The sequence below is a fragment of the Cytobacillus sp. NCCP-133 genome (assembly GCF_026011715.1).
In the GTDB taxonomy this organism is placed as follows: domain Bacteria; phylum Bacillota; class Bacilli; order Bacillales; family Cytobacillaceae; genus Cytobacillus.
In genome coordinates, this window is the sequence record NZ_BRVM01000016.1 from 23,496 (window position 1) to 42,798 (window position 19,303).

The 19,303-nt window shown below is 39.9% G+C and carries 21 protein-coding genes and 1 riboswitch; of the genes, 9 read left to right on the forward strand and 12 right to left on the reverse strand.

All coding sequences use genetic code 11. From position 1 onward, the window contains the following. Positions 1 to 47 precede the first annotated feature (47 nt). The 4 genes from ribH to ribD are packed head-to-tail and all read right to left on the reverse strand — an operon-like array spanning position 48 to position 3,519. Positions 48 to 530: a 6,7-dimethyl-8-ribityllumazine synthase gene (gene ribH, locus NCCP133_RS16570; protein WP_264806188.1), complete on the reverse strand. Its 483-nt coding sequence runs from the start codon at positions 528 to 530 to the stop codon at positions 48 to 50. Positions 531 to 545: 15 nt separating this feature from the next. Next, entirely contained in the window at positions 546 to 1,739 is a 1,194-nt protein-coding gene (locus NCCP133_RS16575; protein ID WP_264806189.1) for a bifunctional 3,4-dihydroxy-2-butanone-4-phosphate synthase/GTP cyclohydrolase II, read from the reverse strand. Positions 1,740 to 1,768: 29 nt separating this feature from the next. Beyond that, positions 1,769 to 2,422 (reverse strand): riboflavin synthase, encoded by a 654-nt coding sequence (gene ribE / locus NCCP133_RS16580; protein ID WP_264806190.1) that lies wholly within the window; start codon positions 2,420 to 2,422, stop codon positions 1,769 to 1,771. Continuing rightward, positions 2,422 to 3,519, reverse strand: a complete 1,098-nt coding sequence (gene ribD / locus NCCP133_RS16585; protein WP_264806191.1) for a bifunctional diaminohydroxyphosphoribosylaminopyrimidine deaminase/5-amino-6-(5-phosphoribosylamino)uracil reductase RibD — start codon at positions 3,517 to 3,519, stop codon at positions 2,422 to 2,424. The genes ribE and ribD overlap by 1 nt, the downstream gene beginning before the upstream one ends. A 142-nt stretch (positions 3,520 to 3,661) precedes the next feature. Continuing rightward, positions 3,662 to 3,857: riboswitch (FMN riboswitch) on the reverse strand. Between the two features lie 127 nt (positions 3,858 to 3,984). On the opposite strand from ribD, the gene NCCP133_RS16590 reads away from it, so the two are divergent. Continuing rightward, on the forward strand, positions 3,985 to 4,800 hold the full coding sequence (locus NCCP133_RS16590) for an EcsC family protein (protein ID WP_264806192.1): 816 nt from the start codon (positions 3,985 to 3,987) through the stop codon (positions 4,798 to 4,800). 23 nt (positions 4,801 to 4,823) lie between these two features. Here NCCP133_RS16590 and NCCP133_RS16595 read toward each other — a convergent pair whose 3' ends face one another. The 4 genes from NCCP133_RS16595 to NCCP133_RS16610 form a co-directional block, all read right to left on the reverse strand. Beyond that, complete coding sequence (locus tag NCCP133_RS16595; protein WP_264806193.1) at positions 4,824 to 5,399, reverse strand: TlpA disulfide reductase family protein; 576 nt, start codon at positions 5,397 to 5,399, stop codon at positions 4,824 to 4,826. Between the two features lie 222 nt (positions 5,400 to 5,621). Next, positions 5,622 to 6,287, reverse strand: a complete 666-nt coding sequence (locus NCCP133_RS16600) for a hypothetical protein (protein WP_264806194.1) — start codon at positions 6,285 to 6,287, stop codon at positions 5,622 to 5,624. Positions 6,288 to 6,558: 271 nt separating this feature from the next. Further along, positions 6,559 to 7,560 (reverse strand): helix-turn-helix transcriptional regulator, encoded by a 1,002-nt coding sequence (locus NCCP133_RS16605; RefSeq protein ID WP_264806195.1) that lies wholly within the window; start codon positions 7,558 to 7,560, stop codon positions 6,559 to 6,561. 87 nt (positions 7,561 to 7,647) lie between these two features. Continuing rightward, positions 7,648 to 7,971 (reverse strand): DUF4870 domain-containing protein, encoded by a 324-nt coding sequence (locus NCCP133_RS16610; RefSeq protein WP_264806249.1) that lies wholly within the window; start codon positions 7,969 to 7,971, stop codon positions 7,648 to 7,650. 528 nt (positions 7,972 to 8,499) lie between these two features. On the opposite strand from NCCP133_RS16610, the gene NCCP133_RS16615 reads away from it, so the two are divergent. The 4 genes from NCCP133_RS16615 (at position 8,500) to NCCP133_RS16630 (ending at position 12,134) form a co-directional block, all read left to right on the forward strand. Beyond that, complete coding sequence (locus NCCP133_RS16615) at positions 8,500 to 9,279, forward strand: undecaprenyl-diphosphate phosphatase (RefSeq protein ID WP_264806250.1); 780 nt, start codon at positions 8,500 to 8,502, stop codon at positions 9,277 to 9,279. 21 nt (positions 9,280 to 9,300) lie between these two features. Beyond that, positions 9,301 to 9,885 carry a DedA family protein gene (locus tag NCCP133_RS16620; protein ID WP_264806196.1) on the forward strand — a complete coding sequence of 195 codons (585 nt, stop codon included), beginning with the start codon at positions 9,301 to 9,303 and terminating at the stop codon, positions 9,883 to 9,885. A 251-nt stretch (positions 9,886 to 10,136) separates the two neighbouring features. Beyond that, positions 10,137 to 11,261: an amidohydrolase gene (locus NCCP133_RS16625; RefSeq protein WP_264806197.1), complete on the forward strand. Its 1,125-nt coding sequence runs from the start codon at positions 10,137 to 10,139 to the stop codon at positions 11,259 to 11,261. Between the two features lie 312 nt (positions 11,262 to 11,573). Continuing rightward, a complete protein-coding gene (locus tag NCCP133_RS16630; RefSeq protein ID WP_264806198.1) occupies positions 11,574 to 12,134 on the forward strand; it encodes a GNAT family N-acetyltransferase in 561 nt (186 codons plus the stop codon). 77 nt (positions 12,135 to 12,211) lie between these two features. Here the strand turns inward: NCCP133_RS16630 and NCCP133_RS16635 are convergent, their stop codons facing one another. After that, entirely contained in the window at positions 12,212 to 12,367 is a 156-nt protein-coding gene (locus tag NCCP133_RS16635) for a hypothetical protein (protein WP_264806200.1), read from the reverse strand. Between the two features lie 362 nt (positions 12,368 to 12,729). Here NCCP133_RS16635 and NCCP133_RS16640 point away from each other — a divergent pair, with 362 nt between their 5' ends. Then, the gene (locus NCCP133_RS16640; protein WP_264806201.1) at positions 12,730 to 13,839 is read left to right on the forward strand and encodes a mechanosensitive ion channel family protein; all 1,110 of its coding nucleotides are present in this window, start codon (positions 12,730 to 12,732) and stop codon (positions 13,837 to 13,839) included. A 322-nt stretch (positions 13,840 to 14,161) separates the two neighbouring features. Beyond that, complete coding sequence (locus tag NCCP133_RS16645) at positions 14,162 to 15,529, forward strand: MATE family efflux transporter (protein ID WP_264806202.1); 1,368 nt, start codon at positions 14,162 to 14,164, stop codon at positions 15,527 to 15,529. Between the two features lie 36 nt (positions 15,530 to 15,565). On the opposite strand, the gene NCCP133_RS16650 is transcribed toward NCCP133_RS16645, so the two are convergent. Beyond that, on the reverse strand, positions 15,566 to 16,339 hold the full coding sequence (locus NCCP133_RS16650; protein ID WP_264806203.1) for an SDR family oxidoreductase: 774 nt from the start codon (positions 16,337 to 16,339) through the stop codon (positions 15,566 to 15,568). 236 nt (positions 16,340 to 16,575) lie between these two features. On the opposite strand from NCCP133_RS16650, the gene NCCP133_RS16655 reads away from it, so the two are divergent. Both NCCP133_RS16655 and NCCP133_RS16660 read left to right on the forward strand, forming a co-directional pair. Further along, a complete protein-coding gene (locus NCCP133_RS16655; RefSeq protein ID WP_264806204.1) occupies positions 16,576 to 17,052 on the forward strand; it encodes an Hsp20/alpha crystallin family protein in 477 nt (158 codons plus the stop codon). A 28-nt stretch (positions 17,053 to 17,080) separates the two neighbouring features. Then, positions 17,081 to 17,578, forward strand: coding sequence for an Hsp20/alpha crystallin family protein (locus NCCP133_RS16660; protein ID WP_264806206.1), 498 nt, complete (start codon positions 17,081 to 17,083; stop codon positions 17,576 to 17,578). Positions 17,579 to 17,622: 44 nt separating this feature from the next. On the opposite strand, the gene NCCP133_RS16665 is transcribed toward NCCP133_RS16660, so the two are convergent. Both NCCP133_RS16665 and NCCP133_RS16670 read right to left on the reverse strand, forming a co-directional pair. Then, entirely contained in the window at positions 17,623 to 18,366 is a 744-nt protein-coding gene (locus NCCP133_RS16665) for a CAP domain-containing protein (RefSeq protein WP_264806207.1), read from the reverse strand. 438 nt (positions 18,367 to 18,804) lie between these two features. Next, positions 18,805 to 19,290: a FixH family protein gene (locus NCCP133_RS16670; RefSeq protein ID WP_264806208.1), complete on the reverse strand. Its 486-nt coding sequence runs from the start codon at positions 19,288 to 19,290 to the stop codon at positions 18,805 to 18,807. Positions 19,291 to 19,303 lie beyond the last annotated feature (13 nt).

Here is a 19,303-nt window from a genome sequence, read left to right on the forward strand (position 1 = left end):
GCTCCCGCTAATGTTAGCCAAATTTTTTTGAAGTTCAAGTTGAGTAATTACTGGCCGGCAACCTCTGTCAACTGCTTATACAGATTACCCATTTCAATAGCTCCGACAGCTGCTTCATAGCCTTTGTTTCCAGCTTTTGTACCTGCGCGCTCAATCGCCTGTTCAATTGTATCGGTCGTAAGGACACCGAAAATAACAGGTACACCGCTTTGCATTGACGTTGAAGCTACCCCTTTTGCCACTTCACCGCTGACATAGTCAAAATGGGGTGTTGCTCCACGGATTACTGTTCCAAGTGTGATGACTGCATCATATTTTCCTGATTCAGAAAGCTTCTTGGCTGCAAGGGGAATTTCAAATGCCCCAGGAACCCATACAACTGTTACATCCTCTTCATTTACTCCATGTCGCTTAAGGGCATCTTCTGCTCCCCCTAAAAGCTTGCCAGTAATGAATTCGTTAAAACGCGAAACCACAATCGCCATTTTCAACCCAGTTCCTACTAAATGTCCTTCAACCACTTTTTTCATCTCTCTGATCGCTCCTTAAAATTGTAATAAATGTCCAAGTTTCGTTTTTTTCGTCTTTAAGTAGTTCTCATTTTCGGTTTTTGCAGGCATTTGCAGCGCAACTCGTTCGACTACCTCAAGCCCGTATCCGCCCAGCCCTGCGATTTTGCGAGGATTATTGGTCAGCAATCGCATTTTTCTAACACCCAAATCCCTTAGAATCTGGGCCCCCACTCCATAATCACGCAGGTCATCCTTAAAGCCCAGCTTGTGATTAGCTTCAACGGTATCATAGCCCTCTTCTTGAAGCTTATAGGCCTTCATTTTATTAATCAGGCCGATTCCCCGGCCCTCCTGCCTCATATAAAGCAGAATCCCTTTGCCTTCTTTTTCAATTTGTGTTAACGCAGCTTCAAGCTGAGGTCCGCAATCACAGCGGTTCGAACCGAATACATCCCCAGTCAGGCATTCGGAATGGACGCGCAGCAGTACAGGTTCATCCTCATTGATTTCTCCCTTTACAAGTGCAACATGATCTTTTCCATCTACCGTATTGGAATAACCTACAGCTCTGAAATCTCCAAGCTCTGTGGGCAGCTCAATTTCTACTTCCCGCTTTATAATCGAGTCATGCTTCAGCCGGTACTCAATCAATTGCTGAATCGTGATCATTTTCAGATCAAACTTTTCTGCCACTTTTTCAAGATCATCTACTCTTGCCATCGTTCCATCGTCTTTCATTATTTCACAAATAATCCCGGCCGGCTTCGCTCCGGCAAGACGGGCCAAGTCGACCGCGGCCTCTGTATGGCCAGCTCGCCTTAACACACCGCCTCTTTTTGCCACTAACGGAAAGATATGCCCCGGACGAGAAAAATCTGAGGGCTTCGCATCATCTGCAAGCATTTCTTTAATGGTAAAAGCGCGCTCAAAGGCGCTGATTCCTGTGGTTGTTTTGACATGGTCAATACTTACAGTAAAGGCTGTCCCATGGCTGTCAGTGTTTACTTCTACCATTGGATTCAGCTCCAGCTTTTCAGCGAGCTCCTCCGTAAGGGGAGCACAGATCAGACCTCTTCCTTCCTTAGCCATGAAATTAATGGTATCTGGCTTAGCATATTCGGCAATTGCCAGAAAATCACCTTCATTTTCTCTGTCTTCATCATCACAAACAATAATGACTTTCCCGGCTTTCAAATCTTCTAAGGCATCTCGAATTTCACTGAACACCTTACTGTCCCTCCTTCTCATACTACATTTTATAAGAAACCATTTTCTTGTAAAAATTGCTCTGATATCCCCTTTTGTGGAGCTGCATTTTCATGCTGCTTATTCATAAAGGAATAAAGGTATTTAGCTAGCATATCAAATTCAAGATTCACAATATCTCCAGCAGCTTTGAATCCAAGGACCGTTTCACTGGCAGTATGGGGAATAATTGATACCGTTACAGTATTCCCCTCGTTTCCAAAAACAGTAAGGGATATCCCGTCCACAGCAATGGACCCTTTCATGATGAGCAAATGGCTTAATGCAGCAGGCACTGATATTTGGATATAGATTGCATTATCACTCGCTGTTTTTTTCAAAATTTGCCCTGTGCCATCAACATGGCCAGTAACAAAATGCCCGCCAAAACGGCCGTTTGCTGACATTGCCCTTTCCAAGTTAACTTTTGAGCGTTCTTTTATGGCAGAAAGCGAAGTGCTTTTAAAAGTCTCAGGCATTATATCTGCTGAAAATTCGTCTTTCATAAATTCAGTAACGGTGAGGCATACGCCATTTACCGAAATGCTATCCCCAAGCTGAATGTCTGACAATATTTTGGATGCTCCAATGGTCAGTTTCATTGCTTTGCCCTGCTGTACGACTTTTTTTACGGTGCCAAGTTCTTCGATAATACCTGTAAACATTAATCTTGTGCCTCCTTAAGAGGTTTTGCAGTAATTTTAAGATCCCTGCCAATCCTTTCAATTTCAACAAATTCGAGCGAAGGCGCATCTTTTACAAAATCAGCACCGATTCCTCCAACAAAAGGAATTGCTTCTTTGCCTCCAATAATTTTAGGCGCCATATAAAGGATTACTTGCTGAAATGAACGGCTTTTTATAAACGAAGCGTGCACTTCTGATCCGCCTTCAACAAAAAGCGTCATGATGTTCCTTTCTCCTAAATCTTTTAACACTTCTTTAATTGAAATGACTTTGGAAGGAAAGGCAACAATTTCCACGCCAAACCTTTTTATCTCTTCCGCTTTAGTTTCATCTATGCCTGAGCCGGTATAGATAATTGTCTTAACAGCCTGATCCCGGATGACGTTAGCGTCAGCCGGTATTCTTAAATTAGTATCTAAAATAATTCGAATGGGATTTTTTCCGCCTTGGGGCAGCCTGGCGGTTAAAAGAGGATTATCGTGAATGATGGTGCTTACACCTGTTAAGATTGCGTCATGTTCGTGCCGTAGCCGATGGACATCCTGCCTGGATTCTGGAGAGGTAATCCATTTGCTGTCCCCGGTTTTTGCAGCTGTTTTTCCATCAAAGGAGGAGGCTGCTTTAATCGTTACATATGGTGTTTTTGTTTTTATAAAATGAAAAAATGGTTCATTAAGAGCATCTGCTTCTTCATGCATTAGGCCTGTAACAACCTCGATGCCGGCCTCTTCCATCCTCGTAATTCCTTTGCCTGCTACTAGCGGATTTGGATCTTCAGAAGCTATAAACACCCTTTTAATGCCTGAGTTTATAATTAAATCCGCACATGGCGGTGTTCTTCCAAAATGGCTGCATGGTTCAAGCGTGACAAAAATATCAGCGCCTTTTGCCTTTTCACCGGCAGCAGCTATGGCATGAACTTCTGCATGGGGGGTTCCTGCTTTCAGGTGAGCACCCATCCCCAAGATTTCACCATCTTTAACAACAACCGCACCCACCTGGGGGTTAGGACTGGTTTGCCCTTTAGTGGCCGCTGCCAGGCTTATGGCTAACTTCATATACTCTTGATGCTTCAAATTACATGAAGCCTCCTTCCCTTACTACTTCTCCAAATTAAGTATGAAACGGCAAAACCCCGCACACCAACAAGGTAATACGGAGCAAAATCACATGACTAACTAAGCGTTTAAAAAAGTTTTTTTGAACGCAGCACTATAATCATTCCTTCTCCCATCCAGACTTTCACTGTCGGCTTTGGAGTTTCACCAAATCCACCGTTTTCATTAAAAATGCGCAAGCACCTTGCTCACCAAGGAACGCAAACATTCTGTCAATAACGAAACCGGGTCACGGACTTAGAGGGCGTACCCTCATTACCGCCGGTTGGGAATTTCACCCTGCCCCGAAGGAAATCCTATTCTATTATAAGAATCTTATCATGAACTCTCGGAATATACAAAGAGAAAAGTTCGGCAAAATCGAAACTTTTACGGCAGCTGTCCGTATACTTACCATCAAACAATTGAAAGGATGCTACATAAATGATTGAGACTAAAGACTATTTGATAAATGAGTTAAAAAAATGCGAGGACTGGGAAAAAGAGCAGGGTGACCTATGGTTTTGGGAGAAGATTGGCCGCCTTCCTTTTAAGCTCTTAGATAAGTTCACACCGGAATTTCTCCAAAAGAAGGTTGGTGTAATTCTTGACGAGCTTGGCACTTACATTCAATCTGGAGGAAGGTATTTAAGCTCGGTATCCTCCTTAAAGAATTATTATTCAGATGAAAATATTTATACTCTAAATGATGTCGAATGCCTGCCGATAGCAAGAATGGATGAAGTTGCCGCTAGGATTTCCTCCAGCCGTAAAAGAGCTGCAGCATTTCAGGGTGCCAGTACAGGAGTTGGCGGTGTTTTTACTCTTGCCATTGATATCCCTCTATTGCTCGGGATCAAGCTGAAAACCCTTCAGGACATCGCGATCTGTTATGGATTTGATCCTGCAGATAAAAAGGAAAGGATGATCATCGTTAAAATTCTGCAATTTGTTTCTTCCGATATCGTTGGCAAGGAAGCCATTTTACAGCAGCTATCCATGTTTGCCTCCAACACAGACGGATCTAAAAGAGAAGTAGTTTCTGAGTTGCAGGGATGGAGAGAAGTCGTATTTTCCTACCGGGACCAAATTGGCTGGAAAAAGCTCTTTCAGATGGTGCCGATTGCAGGGCTATTATTTGGAGCCTTCATTAACCGTTCGGCAGTAAATGATCTTGCTGAAGCAGGGATGATGCTCTACCGCAAAAGAGCGATTCTTGCTCGCTTGGATCAGCAGAAAAAAAAGCCGGAGAGCATATAATTGCCTCCCCGGCTTTTCATTTCTTATGGCAGTCTTTTAATTTCCTTTTCCATATATTCTTCATTCAACGCTCCAAGAACTTTTTCTCTAATCACACCGTCCGAATCAATAAAGTAGCTTGTAGGATATGCAAGCACTTCGTAATCAGCTCCTACAGCTCCTTTTTCATCCAATGGAATAGTAAAAGTAAGTCCAAGCTCTTCAACAAATCGCTCTGCGTCTCCACTGTTTTTCTCTGTATTTGTAAGATTCACTGCAACTATATCAAAATTCTCATCTTTATATTTATTGTATAGCTTTTCCATATGCGGCATTTCCGCCCGGCATGGTGGACACCAGCTTCCCCAGAAATTTAAAAGGACCGCTTTGCCTCTGTAATCACTTAGCTTTACAGCATTGCCTTCCAAATCCTTGAGCTCAAAATCAGGAGCAAGATTTCCTTTTTCCAAACCGACAGGCAGATGGTCCGGATTATCAATTTTTTCATATTTCTGCATTTGTCCCGCCTGTTCAATCATCCCTTTATCCTTAAGGATTGTTTTATCAACAATAAACAGTAAAAGGACAATAACTGCAGCTGCCAGCAAAAACTTTTTCATTTGGACACCTCTATATCAGTTACTTTTCTCTTCCGTCTTTTAGCTAAATCTATCTTACAATACGGGGAATAGGGATTCCATCATTCTGCCTTTGCCTTTTAATGGTTCCTGTAATGAAACAGGCGCGCAAAAATTGCGTAAATCCTAAGCTTTTCCTTAACAGATATTCCAGATTCAAATGAAAGTACCGGCGTGTTGGGGTCTAAAAACCGGTGGCCCCATTCAGTTGGCATCCAGCCTTTTCGAAATCGGGCAACCTTTTTTTGAATCTGCATCATAAACTTGCAGATCAGTATAAAATAAATTTTTGGACATATAATAATGTCCATTGCTATGATGATAAATTCGTTTATCGCCTTTTGGTTTAGAAAGAATTTTTTCTTTTCCAGAAGTTCTGCAATTAATTATTTCAATACCGGCTTTCCTGATATAGATCACAGCTTCAAGTTCGTTAACTTGGTTAAAGATTCCCAGCTTTTTCGGCAATAAACAATCTAAAAAATAGGGCAAGAACCATCGTATTTTCCACATGTTCATATCTCTAATTTCCCCAATCTGCATTCCTTTTGGATTAAATATAATCATTCGCAGGGAAGGAGCAGGCATGTAGGTGATCAGGACATTAGACTGTAAAAGAAAAGGAAAATTACCTGCACGTATATAACGCAATCTTGTATTCGCGACTTTCTTTGCCCTTTGTTTATTCAGCAAAAATACTTGAAAGCACAAAAAACTATAAATAATAAAAGGAGCAGTAATCAGAAGCAGATTGATGCGCGAAACATTTATAATGGAATACACGAGAAAAATAGAAGAAGGCATAAGCGCTGCCAGGCTGCCATTCAGAGAAATGTCAGCTGATTGGCGGTAATATTGCTGGATATTCATCATCAGGACTCCCTGTTTATATATTCTTCACTATTCTATTAAGTGAATCTCGTAAACATGAATATAATAGGAGAACTTTTGCAGAAATGTTTTAATCCGTTCCTCCACCGATTTTGAAAAAGACTCTTTTCACATAGATTATTTTTTGCTTATGAATGAAGTCCGCTGACCGCAGCTAAAATCAAGACGTTACTAAATCCCGGTAACCGCTCTCACAAACATAAAAAACACTCTATTAAAGAGTGTTGAAGCAGTGTTGAAGGCAGCCTGTTCAGTCTCCTGACTCATCGTAGACAGTAAGCATATTATGGATTTCGTTCACTACTTCTTCAACTAGCGATGACGGCGACAGGACTTTCGCCTGCTTTCCCCAATTCAGCAGCCACTTAACTAAACCATCACTGACGATTGCTTTAGCTGTAAGGACAAAATGTTGTTCATCAAGCTTGCGGATATCGGCGTCCTTTCCGAACTTATCGATTATTACGTTAATTAAATCATGATGAAATCGGATTTTTATCCACTCTTCTGAACCTGCGTACATATGAAAAGTTGAACTTACATATTTGGACACATCAAAAGGTTCGTAGGGAAACTGTTCTTCCGTTATTCTGACATTGCGCAGACGGTCCATCCGATAATGGCGAATTTCTTCCTTTTTAAAAAAATAAGCTATTAAATAATAAAAATCATTCACCCATGTAAGTGCTATTGGCCTTACTCGGTACTCATCGCCATCATGACTCAGGACGAACTCCTTGTTGATATTATATCTGCCGTATTGAAAGGCAACAATTTTGCGCTCGGAAATCGCTTCATGCAAATCATTGATCGCAAGCCGAACCATTTTGCTCTCGCTTTTTACGGAAGAATCAATCAAAATTTCATTGTGCAGTTTTCTTGCATGACGAGTGCTTGTCAATTTTTTAATTTTACGGATGAGCTGCTTCGTTTCGTCTTTTGTAATAAAACGTGCAGAAGCTACAGCATCAATCAGCATCCGCAGTTCATAGAGCTCAAATAGTCGGTATTGATGACTGTAATACTTTGGCATCCCTTCTTTTTCTTGATTAATGGTAATATCAAAATTTGCTTCAATTAAATGGTTAATGTCGTCTTTTAACGAATTTTTATTCAGTTTTACTTCCGGGCCATATTCTCTCTTAAAGCATTCCACGATTTCATCTATGGTATATTCATTTTCTTCATCCGTCTGTTCCTTTAGAATCTCCATAAGCTTCAGCATTCTTTCTTTATTATCAAGCCTAGTCATTTTATCACCCCGAGTCCCCGAAAATACTGACATTTATGCTTTATTATCCATTTAAAAAAGCCCTATGGCAACAAGGGCTCTTTAACCTTACTTTAGAACTCTGAAAACAAGCGGTATCCTGTATTCCCTGCCTTCATATGCTTTGACAGCAGCAACAATTGTAAAAATAAAGGCAAGTATTCCCACAATCCAGATGGTAATAACACCGATAAGAATGATCATTAACACCACGCTGATCGCACTATAAACTGTATAGGAAATCAGGAAGTTCAGATACTCTTTCCCATGATAATCAACAAACTCTGAATCATTCTTTTTCAAAAGCCAGATGATCAGCGGCCCGATAAAGGTTGTAAAAAAGCTTGTTACATAAATGGCAGCTGCTAAAAGCCTTTCCTCACTGGGAGGCATTTTTAATTCGTTCAATCTGATTCCTCCTAATATCTTATCTAAATGCTCTTTGCACATGATTTCTGTTATTGCTTTGGAATTCTGACCGTCGATTTCCGGGTGCAGCGCTTATCACGGGGCTATCGACGCTCCCAAGTCTGCGGGGTCTCCCTTGGTATGCTCTCTCCCCGCAGGGCTGGGAAGAAGCTTTCCTCGAAAGAATTCCTCGATGTAAGAAAATGCGTTAGCATTTTCGAGGATTCTGCTCCTTTCGCTACAAACAACTCAGCGGATTAAATTAATTTAAAAGCAACAAACTTTACGGAACAGCCTTTATAAAACTAATTATGATTGCTTCTATACTATTTACGTTATGCATTTAAAAAGGTTTCATGATATTTTATTTTTTTATGCACTCATGGCCAAAATCCGCTAGAGCCTGAATTCCGAGTTCTTGATTGGGACAACTTGAATACACATGTTAAAGACAGGCATTATGGCATTCCTTTGCCTAATCACAGATATCTGCTAGGGAAGGTGATATAGATGATGTCAAAGTTCGAAGCTTTCATCCTTGGAATTATTCAGGGGCTTACTGAATTTTTGCCCATATCGAGTACAGGACACCTGTATTTAGGGAGGCACCTTTTTGCCCTTGATGAAGCAGGCCTGTTTCTTGATACCATGCTCCACATTGGAACTTTGCTGGCAGTCCTGGTTGTGTATAAAAATGAACTGCTGAAAATCTTGAAGAATCCCTTTGGCAAGTTATCCATGCTCCTGGTAATCGGCACGATACCGGCCGTTATCGTTGGACTATTGCTAAGTGATTTGTTTGACTCCATATCGAAAACGGGAATTACAATCGGCTGGGAATTTTTGTTTACAGGCTTCATTCTTTGGATAGCTGATGGCGTTAAGAAAGGCGCAAAAAAAATGGACAGTATTAGCTATGGAGATGCCCTTTTTATCGGAACCTTCCAGGCCGCAGCGATTTTTCCAGCCGTCTCCCGATCAGGCTTAACCATTGCCGCTGGTCTTTTTCGCAAGCTGGAAAGGGAAACAGCTGCCTATTTTTCATTCCTGCTATCCATTCCCGCTATAGCTGGCGGAATTGTTCTGCAATTTGGCGAAATGATGTCAGGCCATACTGAAGCAGTGACACTTGGCAGCATGTTAATGGCTACTTTATCTTCTGCCATTTTCGGGTATATGGCAGTAGTTTGGATGATCAACTTTCTAAAAAGAAAGTCCTTGAAGGTATTTGCAGTCTATGTCTGGATTCTTGGATTTTCTGTCCTTTTTCTGCAAATGACCGGGATATTTTAATGCAAATGGGGAGGTTTTCATTTGGAAGAAGTGGTTTCCTATATTTTTGAATTGCTTTCCCAGCTAGGTTATGCCGGTATTGCTCTTGGTCTAATGGTTGAAGTAATTCCAAGTGAAATTGTCCTGAGCTATGGCGGTTTTTTAGTCAGCACCGGAACTATTCACTTTGCCGGTGCCTTGCTTGCAGGGATAGCAGGCGGTACACTTGCCCAGCTTTTTTTATACTGGCTTGGCACATACGGAGGAAGACCCGTTCTTGATCGGTATGGAAAATATTTACTGATTAAGAAAAGCCATTTAGACGCTTCTGAAAAATGGTTCGAGAAATACGGAACAGGCGTAATCTTTACAGCAAGATTCATTCCAATTGTCCGCCACGCCATTTCGATTCCTGCAGGCATTGCCAAAATGCCGCTATCCATTTTTACCATTTATACAATTGCTGCAATGGTCCCGTGGACTGTTCTCTTTTTATTATTGGGGATGGAGCTTGGAGAACATTGGAGAGACATAAAGGATTATGCAAATCCCTTTATTATGCCGATTATCATCATTGCCCTTACTTCCGGGTTCGTTTATTTTCTTTATAAAAGGGCAAGAAAATGAAAGCATATTGTAAAGTGGCTTCTTTCGCGAACTATTTTGCTTTTATACCATTTTATACCTATAGTGAGCAGAAACAGTTGTCTTTACTTTATAAGTTAGCCCTCAGAAAGATCCTTAAAAAACATATACATTAATTACCATACCCAAGAGCGTGGAAGAGATTATTCCATGCTTTTTTAAATTACTGTTCCCCTTTCCATTCTATTTTTGTAAAATAATAAAAACTACTTCAGGACTAAAGGACGATATAAATGGTGAAAACTTTATTAAAAAATGCACAAATTTATCCTGTAACTGCTGCTTCTTTTCACGGTGACGTTTCAATAGAGAATGGAAAAATAGCGAAGCTTGGCAGGAACCTTATAACCGAAGCAGATGTCAAGATTATTGATTGCCATAACCATCATCTTCTGCCTGGTTTTATAGATGTCCATACACATCTTGGTCTATATGATGAAGGAACGGGGTGGGCAGGCAATGATGCTAACGAAACCATTGAGCCGCTCAGCCCGCATATAAGGGCAATGGACGGTGTTTACCCACTGGACCCCGCTTTTTCCGATGCAGTGAAATATGGGATTACAACTGCCCATATCATGCCTGGCAGCGCCAATGTAATTGGCGGTACTACTTCTGTCATTAAAACTGCCGGCAAAAACATTCAAAAGATGCTTGTGCAGGAAACGGCTGGCTTAAAGATTGCCCTAGGGGAAAATCCCAAGCGGATCCACAGCCAGGGAAACAAGGATTCCATTACAAGAATGGGGATTATGGGTATGCTCAGAGAAGCCTTTTATGAGGCTATACATTGTGATAATCCTGAAGCGCTAAGATTTGCTCCACTCGTCAAAGCTCTAAAAAAAGAAATACCTGTAAGAATACACGCACATCGTGCAGATGATATTATCTCTGCCATCCGCTTTGCCGAGGAATTCAATCTTGATCTGAGAATTGAACATTGTACAGAGGGCCATTTAATTGCAGATGAATTGGAAGGGCTAAATTTAAAGGTTTCTGTTGGACCCACACTGACTAGGAGATCAAAAGTAGAGCTGAAGAACAAGACTTGGAAAACCTATCAGGAGCTGACTGAACATGGAGTGGAAGTTTCAATAACAACTGATCACCCTTATACACCTGTTCAATATTTAAATATGTGCGCCGCAATAGCAGTCAGGGAAGGTTTATCAGAGCAAAAGGCTCTGGAGGGCATCACTATTTTACCTGCAAGGAACTTGAGAATTGACCGCCAGCTGGGGAGCATTGAAGAAGGAAAAGATGCTGATTTGGCATTGTGGACTCATCATCCATTTCACTTTATAGCTAAGCCAAAATGGACGATGATCGCAGGAAGCATTGCATTCAAAGAGTCTTGATTTTTGTCGGAATCTGCTGGTGTTTTTTGACATAAAATCACAAAAAAAATAATCAAAAAACCTATTTCCTTTTTGAATTTTTTTTAGTATTATACCTTAAGTGAAGTGAATATTTCATTCCATAAATGACAGACAATCAAATATCGGAAACGATAGTTATAGGGAAGGCAAATGGTGCGCCACCAGTTATCTGGTTCTAGTGGGTTCGATTCCCACCCCGAAATTTTTTGCACATTATAAAAAATTTCGAGGGTGGACCGACGGCTCTATTTGGCATGGAGTAGGACTGTCCTCAGGTTGGAGGGATAACCTATGCTCAAGAAACGTGATCTTCACGACTGCCATACTTTGTATGATTTAATGACGCACCCTGATGTCTTCCCTTTTGTTCGCCAAAAAGCCCACTCTTATGAAGAATTTATGTTTATAACAAAGCAGACAATCGAAGCAGAAGAACGCGGTGAATTAGTTTCACGCACTATTCTTGATGAATGGGGCGCTCCGATTGGGACGATTAATTTATTCGATATCCAGGACAATGCCGGCTTCTTAGGAACATGGCTTGGCAAACCATATCACGGCAATGGCTACAATAAAATGGCAAAGGATGCCTTCTTTGAAGAGCTTTTTTATGAAACCCGAATTGAAACGATCTTTATGAAAATCCGAAAAGAAAATATCCGTTCGCAAAAAGCTGCTGAAAAGCTTCCTTATGTCATTCTTGCAAATGAAACAAGAAAGTCTGTATATGACCAGCTGAATGCAAACGGAGATATCTACAATCTGTATGAAATTTCGAAAGATTTATATACGCTGCATGTTATGCGGCATGGAGTTGCAGCCCAAGAATCGTCCCAATTACTGGAGGCTTAGCATATTCAATAGCACTGGCTCTTTATAGCCAGTGCTATTTTGTTACAGAAAAGACTGATGAGGGGGTTGAACAGCTGCTAGTTTATAAAACTTGAATCCTCCTCTGGTCTTTCACTGATTCCTGCTTGGGAAAGCAGATCTTCAAGCTCTTCATTTGTCAAGGTTTCAAAACGTCCATCCAAAAACATCACTTGTATCTGGTTAGGATTGATTCTGTTCAAATTAAAGCTCATCGCCTTCGCTCCCTTCGAAAGAGTTAACTGCTGACTTAGAGTACATGTAATATGAGATGAAAGATGATTTTCATTACTATAATTAACAAATCAGCTGATTTCCATTCATAATTTTAAAAAGTTCACATAATTGAAAAAATCATATGTGGATTTAATCATGATTTTAACTTTACTCATACTTACTTGAAGTAAATAATAGAAGAGCTATTTCCTAATTTTCTTGCAAAAATATCAATCTATGCTAAAATCCATTAAAAAATATATCTTTTTCACTATTAACCTATTTTTTTATAGATGATAAATTTATCGGGTTATTTCTTTTAGTTTCAGCATAGTAATGACCATTGAGATGGAGGATATGAATGGATATTATTAATTTAGAAAATACGTGGGTAAGAATGGGCATTTCAGCAGCCATTCTTTTATTATTTTTAGCATTGAGAAAGATCTTTACAGCTTATGTTTTTAAAATGATTCTTTCATTTATGCAAAAAAAGAAAGTCGAAACTGCAGCAAATATTTTAATTGCATTTGAAAGGCCTGCAAGATGGCTTTTCGTCATCATTGGCTTCCAGCTTGCCCTTAAATTTTTCCCTTATGATCTAATTAGTGATCCGCGGGAAACCCAAGTTTTCAGGTCACTCTTTATTTTATTGATTACATGGGGGCTTTTTAATTTGAGTTCAATCATTACACATCTTTTCCCGCGCCTTATGAATAAGCTCGACATTGATGTTGATAGGATTGTCATTCCTTTTATAACGAAGATTGCGAAACTGATTATTATTGTACTGGGAGTGACAATTATTGCGGAGGAATGGAATTATAATATTAATGGATTTATTGCCGGCCTGGGACTTGGCGGATTGGCCTTTGCCCTTGCTGCAAAAGAAACGGTAAGCAATTTATTTGGCGGGGTCGTCATCGTTACAGAAAAACCTTTTACAATCGGGGATTGGATTAAGACTCCAAGTGTTGAAGGAACCGTTGAGGATATTACCTTCAGAAGCACGAAGATCAGAACGTTTGCTCAGGCGCTTGTAACGGTGCCCAATTCGACGCTGGCCAATGAGCCGATCATTAACTGGTCAAAAATGGGTAAAAGGCAAATTGCATTCCATCTTGGTGTTACCTATTCAACACCGAAAAATAAGCTCGAGAAATTGGTTAAGAGCATTGAGCAAATGCTTATTGACCATGAAGAAATTCATAATGATACTATTCTGGTTAAATTTGATCGATTCAACGACTCCAGCCTTGATATATATCTATACTTCTTTACCACTGTAACCACTTTTGCGGAGTACTTGAACATTAAAGAGGATGTCAACTTCAGGATTATGGATCTGCTTGAAGAAGAAGGTGTAGAAGTCGCATTCCCAACCCGTACACTTATTGTCCAGCAGGATGGGCAGGCGGTTGAAGAACAGCAGGATCTGATGAAAAAAGAGCAAATGCATTCACATTCATAATAGAATTATAAGCGTCCCGTTTTTTTTACTGGGGCGCTTTTAAGTTTGGAATATACTGTGCAAATGGACTTTGACAATAAAATCAAAAAACGGAGGAAGAAAAAACGGAATTTAGGGAATAGAACTCTAAAAACGGGGAATGGGACGCAAAACTTAAGGAATAAAACAGCTAATTTTAGGAATGAAATCCAAGGTCATAGACAAGTGATTATTAGGTAATGGTGCTAAATCCAGACGGTTTCCCGGCAAAATATTAAATAATCACCAGATGACTTTATCTATGTTATAATTCTCTCGTCACTTCACAGAAAGAGGAATATACATGGAACAGACATATAGCAAGAAAGAAAAGTTTCGCCAGCTTTTAATCATTTTAATTCCAATTCTCATTACACAGCTTACGATCTATTCCATGACGTTTGTTGATACTTTAATGACAGGAAGGTATAGTTCAGAAGATCTGGCAGGTGTAGCGATTGGCTCCTCTTTGTGGCTTCCAGTGTTTACTGGGCTAAGCGGCATATTAATGGCGGTTACGCCGATTGTATCGCACTTGGTGGGGGCTAAAAAACAGGGAGATGCTGCTTTTTCTGTTATACAAGGTGTCTATTTATCAGTTATTATGGCACTGATCATTTTTGCAGGAGGAGCATTGTCCCTGGGCCCAATCTTAAATGGAATGAGTCTGGAGAACAGGGTTCATGAAACCGCTTTTGATTATCTTGCCGCTTTGAGCACAGGCTTGGTCCCCCTTTTTGTTTATAATGTATTAAGGTCCTTTATTGACGCTTTGGGAAAAACAAGGGTGAGCATGATCATCACGTTGATTTCCCTGCCTATTAATGTGGTATTTAACTATTTGCTCATATATGGAAAGTTCGGCTTCCCGGAACTGGGAGGTGCCGGAGCTGGCTTTGCATCATCCATTACCTATTGGCTGATCACCATCCTTTCTTTTTACATTATTCAAAATAGTATGCCCTTCTCAGCATTTGGTATTTTTCGAAAACTTCATTCTATTTCATTAGTCAAATGGAAAGAAATACTTTTAATCGGCATTCCGATTGGATTATCCATCTTTTTTGAAACTAGCATTTTCTCGGCTGTCACGCTATTAATGAGCACTTTTGAAACAGCTGTTATTGCTTCACACCAGATTGCCCTAAATTTCGCTTCCTTGCTGTATATGATTCCCCTGAGCATTTCCATGGCTTTGACTATTTTGGCAGGGTTTGAAGTTGGAGCAGCAAGGTATAGGGATGCCAAGGAATACAGCTGGATGGGAGTAGCTGTTGCTTTGGCAATGGCACTTGTCTGCGCAGCGATCTTGCTGCTCTTCCCAGAAGAAGTTGCATCCATTTATACAAAAGATGAGGAAGTATTAAGCCTCACAACACAGTTCTTAATTTACGCAATGTTCTTCCAGCTTTCAGACGCTATACAGGCGCCAGTGCAAGGGGCATTGCGCGGATATAAAGATGTAAATGTTACCTTTATTATGTCGCTTGTATCATATTGGGTGATCGGACTTCCATTTGGCTATTATCTTGCCAATTATACTGGCTGGGGCGCATTTGGCTATTGGACCGGTTTGATAACCGGACTGGCTGCAGGTGCTCTTACTTTAACAAGCAGACTTATTTATGTACAAAAAAGAAAATTCCCTGCTGGTTTGCAGGAAACTCGCTGAGATATAAAAGCCATCGTAATGATACGATGGCTTTTATTATTCCTGATGCATTTTCCCCAGGACGTCTTTTCCGCCCGTTACAGGTATGATGCCGCCTGTTATAAAACTGGATTTTTCATCAGCCAGAAAGCTGATGACACGTGCGATATCCTCACCTGTTCCAGGCCTCCCAACAGGTGAAAAACTGTCTTTGGCTTCTGCTGTATCTTCAATATCTTTTTCTTTCCATTCTCCGATAATGTCACCTGGGCAAACCATGTTTGCAGTGATCCCGTTCCCTGCTTCCTCAAGAGCAATGGATTTTGTCAGTGAAGCTGCACCAGTTTTTGCAGCAGCAAACGCAGATCTGTAAATCCAGCCTGAAGCTGCCTCCACCCTGTCAAAGCCAATGGTAATGATTCTTCCCCATTTCTTTTCCCTCATTTTAGGAAGAAGCATCTTTGATAAATAAAAAACTGCATTTAGATTTCCATTAATAAGGTAATTCCATTGGTCAAATGAATAATCTGCCATCCCGATCCTTTCATGGACATAAGGACCTGCATTATGGACTAAGATATCAATTGCAGGAAATGCACGAAGCGCAGCCTGTACTATTTTTTCACAATCAGAAGCAATTGAAATATCCCCTTGTATTGGGATGTTTTTTGTTCCATGTTTGTCTGTAAGTTCTTTGCATAATGAAACAGCTTCCTCTTGACTGCTGCGGTAGTTAATCACAAGATGGACACCGCTTTCTGCAAGTGCCGCCGCCGTTCGTTTTCCGATTCCAGTTGCTCCTCCTGTGATTAAAGCTGCTCTATTCCTCACAAAATTACCCCTCAATTATAGAAAATTTATATACGCTATTAACAATATACTAGTAATTACCGTGTGTTTATGCAAATAATAAGGAACTTTTCCTTTCTGTCTTCCTTTTGGGAATCGTCAGGTTTGATGCATTTATGAAATTTTTTAACAGATAGGCTTTTTACAGCATAGAATAAACTAACTTTAAAATGCATGGCTTGCCTTGTCAGCAGTTCTGCATGGAAAGGATGAGCAGGATGTTCCCATGGAATTTTTTCCCCTTCAATAAAGATATGAAGAATTTTTCGAAACAAATGAAACCTGAAGAAATTGATAAATATATCCAAAATTTGATGGGGCAAATGTTCCCTCAAAATATGCAAGGAATGACTGCCGCTCCCGATTTCATGAAAGGTTTCAATGCAGCATCAAATCATTCGCATACCAACACACCAGTTCTGAATTCTTCCGTTTTCGAAACCCATGACCATATATTTGTCAGAGTGCCAATCAAAAATGAAGAATGGCTAAAAGAAATGAAGCTTTTCCACACATCGAATCAAATGATCATTGAGCATATTCCTGAAAAAGATGATCAGCATTTTATTACCCTGCCAGCTATTGTAAAGAGAAAAGGTTCTTCTGCTCAATTTAAGGATGGCTGCCTGGAGATTAAAATCCCGAAGAATGTAGATATGCAATATTCAGAGATAGATGTCACAGAAATCCTTTAAATGCATTCACCGAAAGGGAGAGAAACTTATGGATATGGAAAAATGGAAAGAATTAATCCAGTTAACAGCTCAGTATCAAAACGAGGATTTCTGGAGTGGATTTATGGAATCGGAAAACTCGGATTTAAATAAAAAGCGTTCTTTTTCAGGTCTTGAACAGAGAAAAATCAACACTTTCCTCTCTAATCAGGAGGTTTATCCGAGATGTGACATGTATGAGGATGGAGATAAGATTATAATTGAAGCTGAACTTCCGGGACTTGCGAAAAATGATATCAAGGTCTCCTTAATACAAGATGAACTTATTATTAAAGGAAAAAGCAGCACCTTTCGTAATCACTGCCGTTACTTATTAAAGGAAAGACCGAGCAGAAACTTTGAAAAGAAGCTGTCAATCCCTATTGCAATAAATAAGAACATGATTGAAACCTCTCTAAACCATGGAATTCTATCCATTATTCTTCCTATTAAAAAAGATACTAATGAAAAGATCCCTATTTTTGTAAGAAATCAGGAAAACAGCTAACAAAAAAGACAGCCTAATTTGGCTGTCTTTTAATGAATCAATGATTATTTTCCAATGAACATTTGTGTCCAGTAGTTGCCGTCTGCAACATGGCCTACACCAAGATGTGTAAAGTTGGCATTCATGATGTTTTTACGGTGTCCTTCACTGTTCATCCAAGCGTTTACTACTTCTTCAGGTGAACGCTGACCCATAGCAATGTTTTCACCAGCAGTACGGTAAGAAATACCGAATTGCTTCATCATATCAAATGGTGAACCGTAAGTTGGGCTATTATGGTCAAAGTATCCTTTTGCTTGCATATCACGGGACTTTTCACGTGCTACTTTACTTAGTTCTACATCAAGTTTTAGTGCAGATATGCCCGCTTTAGCGCGTTCCTGGTTTGTTAATTCAAGTACTTTTTGCTCATATGCACTTACTTCAGATGTTACTTGTGCTGGTGCTTCTGTTTTTGGCTGTTCAGCTGGAGCTTGCTGCTGGGCAGGAGCTTTTGCTTGTTCCTGAACAATTGCCGGCTCCTTAACAGGTGCTTTTGTCTGAGCTGCTGGCTGCTGTACTTGCTGTTTGTTTATTTGAACATCCTGCCAGTTTACATTGAAACCTTTAAGATATTTTTGAAGAATGCTATTAATTTGATCTTGGCTTAGGTTACCAGTTTGAGAGTATACTACATTACCTTTTTCAGGAGTAGGACAATTTGAAGCTGCGTCCGCTTTGTTTACCCCTGGTGTTGATACTAGTAATGCTGCTGCCGCTGCTACTGAGAAAATTACTTTCTTATTCATCTATTAAAATCCTCCCTGTTGTTTGTTTTCTTTGTTGTGCTGTGTTGCTTGCAGAATCATCATAACATAGGGTTTTATGTAATATTTCTGGGTGGATTTTACAATTAACCAATTGACTCTATGATTTTAGAAAGTTACAGGAACAGCAGTGACGAAAAAATTTCATAAATCCTTATTTTAATAGGTTTAGCATGTGGATATAACGGGTAGAGGTATGATTGGGTATATTTCACTATGAAGGAAAAACTCTTAAATCAATGCCAATTATATACTAAAACATTGTTGTTGACAGGTTTTTAGTTTGATAGTTATCTTTACGTTTATTACAGAGGTGTAACAAATATGAAAGTAGATCATATGTAATAACGGGTAAATACACCTATTCTATTCCAAACCAAAAGAAACCATGAATGAAAAAAGCAGCCGGAAGCTGCTTTTTTAATGGCTGTTATGATCTTTCTCTCCTTCGACATCTTCCATTTCTTCCTTATTATCCATCTCCGCGTTCGCGGAATCTTCTTCTGGTTCGCTTGGCTGCCCTATAATAAACTCTTTCTTAGGCATATTATGCATTCTGCGGGCAGTTACATGGGAGTATATATAATAGGTGCCTTCTTCTGTAAAACTTTTTTCGAGGCGGTAAATTCCGTTCTCAGCATGTTCTACAAGTATTTTCTCATGCTCTTTTTCATTTGCTCTCCAGACCTCGAATTTAACTTCGTCTGCGTCTGTTACTTCTTCCTCACCATAGGTAACCTTTGCTTCAAAAGCTACAGGCTCGTTCACTTCTGCTTTTTCTGGATTGACACTTAATTTCACATCAAGAAATTGCGGCTCTTCTTCTCCATCAGTATTATTGTCATTGCATGCTGTTAAGCTAACTAAAAGCATAAGAGGTATCATTACATAAATTAATTTCTTCATTACTATCTCCTTT

Excerpts from the sequence above, each read along its gene's own strand:
- NCCP133_RS16635 (WP_264806200.1), bottom strand. The coding sequence starts at position 12,367 with ATGAGCTTTAATTTGAACAGAATCAATCCTAACCAGATACAAGTGATG.
- NCCP133_RS16590 (WP_264806192.1), top strand. The coding sequence starts at position 3,985 with ATGATTGAGACTAAAGACTATTTGATAAATGAGTTAAAAAAATGCGAG.
- NCCP133_RS16640 (WP_264806201.1), top strand. The coding sequence starts at position 12,730 with ATGGATATTATTAATTTAGAAAATACGTGGGTAAGAATGGGCATTTCA.
- NCCP133_RS16645 (WP_264806202.1), top strand. The coding sequence starts at position 14,162 with ATGGAACAGACATATAGCAAGAAAGAAAAGTTTCGCCAGCTTTTAATC.
- NCCP133_RS16605 (WP_264806195.1), bottom strand. The coding sequence starts at position 7,560 with ATGACTAGGCTTGATAATAAAGAAAGAATGCTGAAGCTTATGGAGATT.
- NCCP133_RS16630 (WP_264806198.1), top strand. The coding sequence starts at position 11,574 with ATGCTCAAGAAACGTGATCTTCACGACTGCCATACTTTGTATGATTTA.
- NCCP133_RS16595 (WP_264806193.1), bottom strand. The coding sequence starts at position 5,399 with ATGAAAAAGTTTTTGCTGGCAGCTGCAGTTATTGTCCTTTTACTGTTT.
- NCCP133_RS16610 (WP_264806249.1), bottom strand. The coding sequence starts at position 7,971 with ATGCCTCCCAGTGAGGAAAGGCTTTTAGCAGCTGCCATTTATGTAACA.
- NCCP133_RS16625 (WP_264806197.1), top strand. The coding sequence starts at position 10,137 with ATGGTGAAAACTTTATTAAAAAATGCACAAATTTATCCTGTAACTGCT.
- NCCP133_RS16600 (WP_264806194.1), bottom strand. The coding sequence starts at position 6,287 with ATGAATATCCAGCAATATTACCGCCAATCAGCTGACATTTCTCTGAAT.
- ribH (WP_264806188.1), bottom strand. The coding sequence starts at position 530 with ATGAAAAAAGTGGTTGAAGGACATTTAGTAGGAACTGGGTTGAAAATG.
- NCCP133_RS16655 (WP_264806204.1), top strand. The coding sequence starts at position 16,576 with ATGTTCCCATGGAATTTTTTCCCCTTCAATAAAGATATGAAGAATTTT.
- ribE (WP_264806190.1), bottom strand. The coding sequence starts at position 2,422 with ATGTTTACAGGTATTATCGAAGAACTTGGCACCGTAAAAAAAGTCGTA.
- NCCP133_RS16615 (WP_264806250.1), top strand. The coding sequence starts at position 8,500 with ATGTCAAAGTTCGAAGCTTTCATCCTTGGAATTATTCAGGGGCTTACT.
- NCCP133_RS16660 (WP_264806206.1), top strand. The coding sequence starts at position 17,081 with ATGGATATGGAAAAATGGAAAGAATTAATCCAGTTAACAGCTCAGTAT.
- NCCP133_RS16665 (WP_264806207.1), bottom strand. The coding sequence starts at position 18,366 with ATGAATAAGAAAGTAATTTTCTCAGTAGCAGCGGCAGCAGCATTACTA.
- NCCP133_RS16670 (WP_264806208.1), bottom strand. The coding sequence starts at position 19,290 with ATGAAGAAATTAATTTATGTAATGATACCTCTTATGCTTTTAGTTAGC.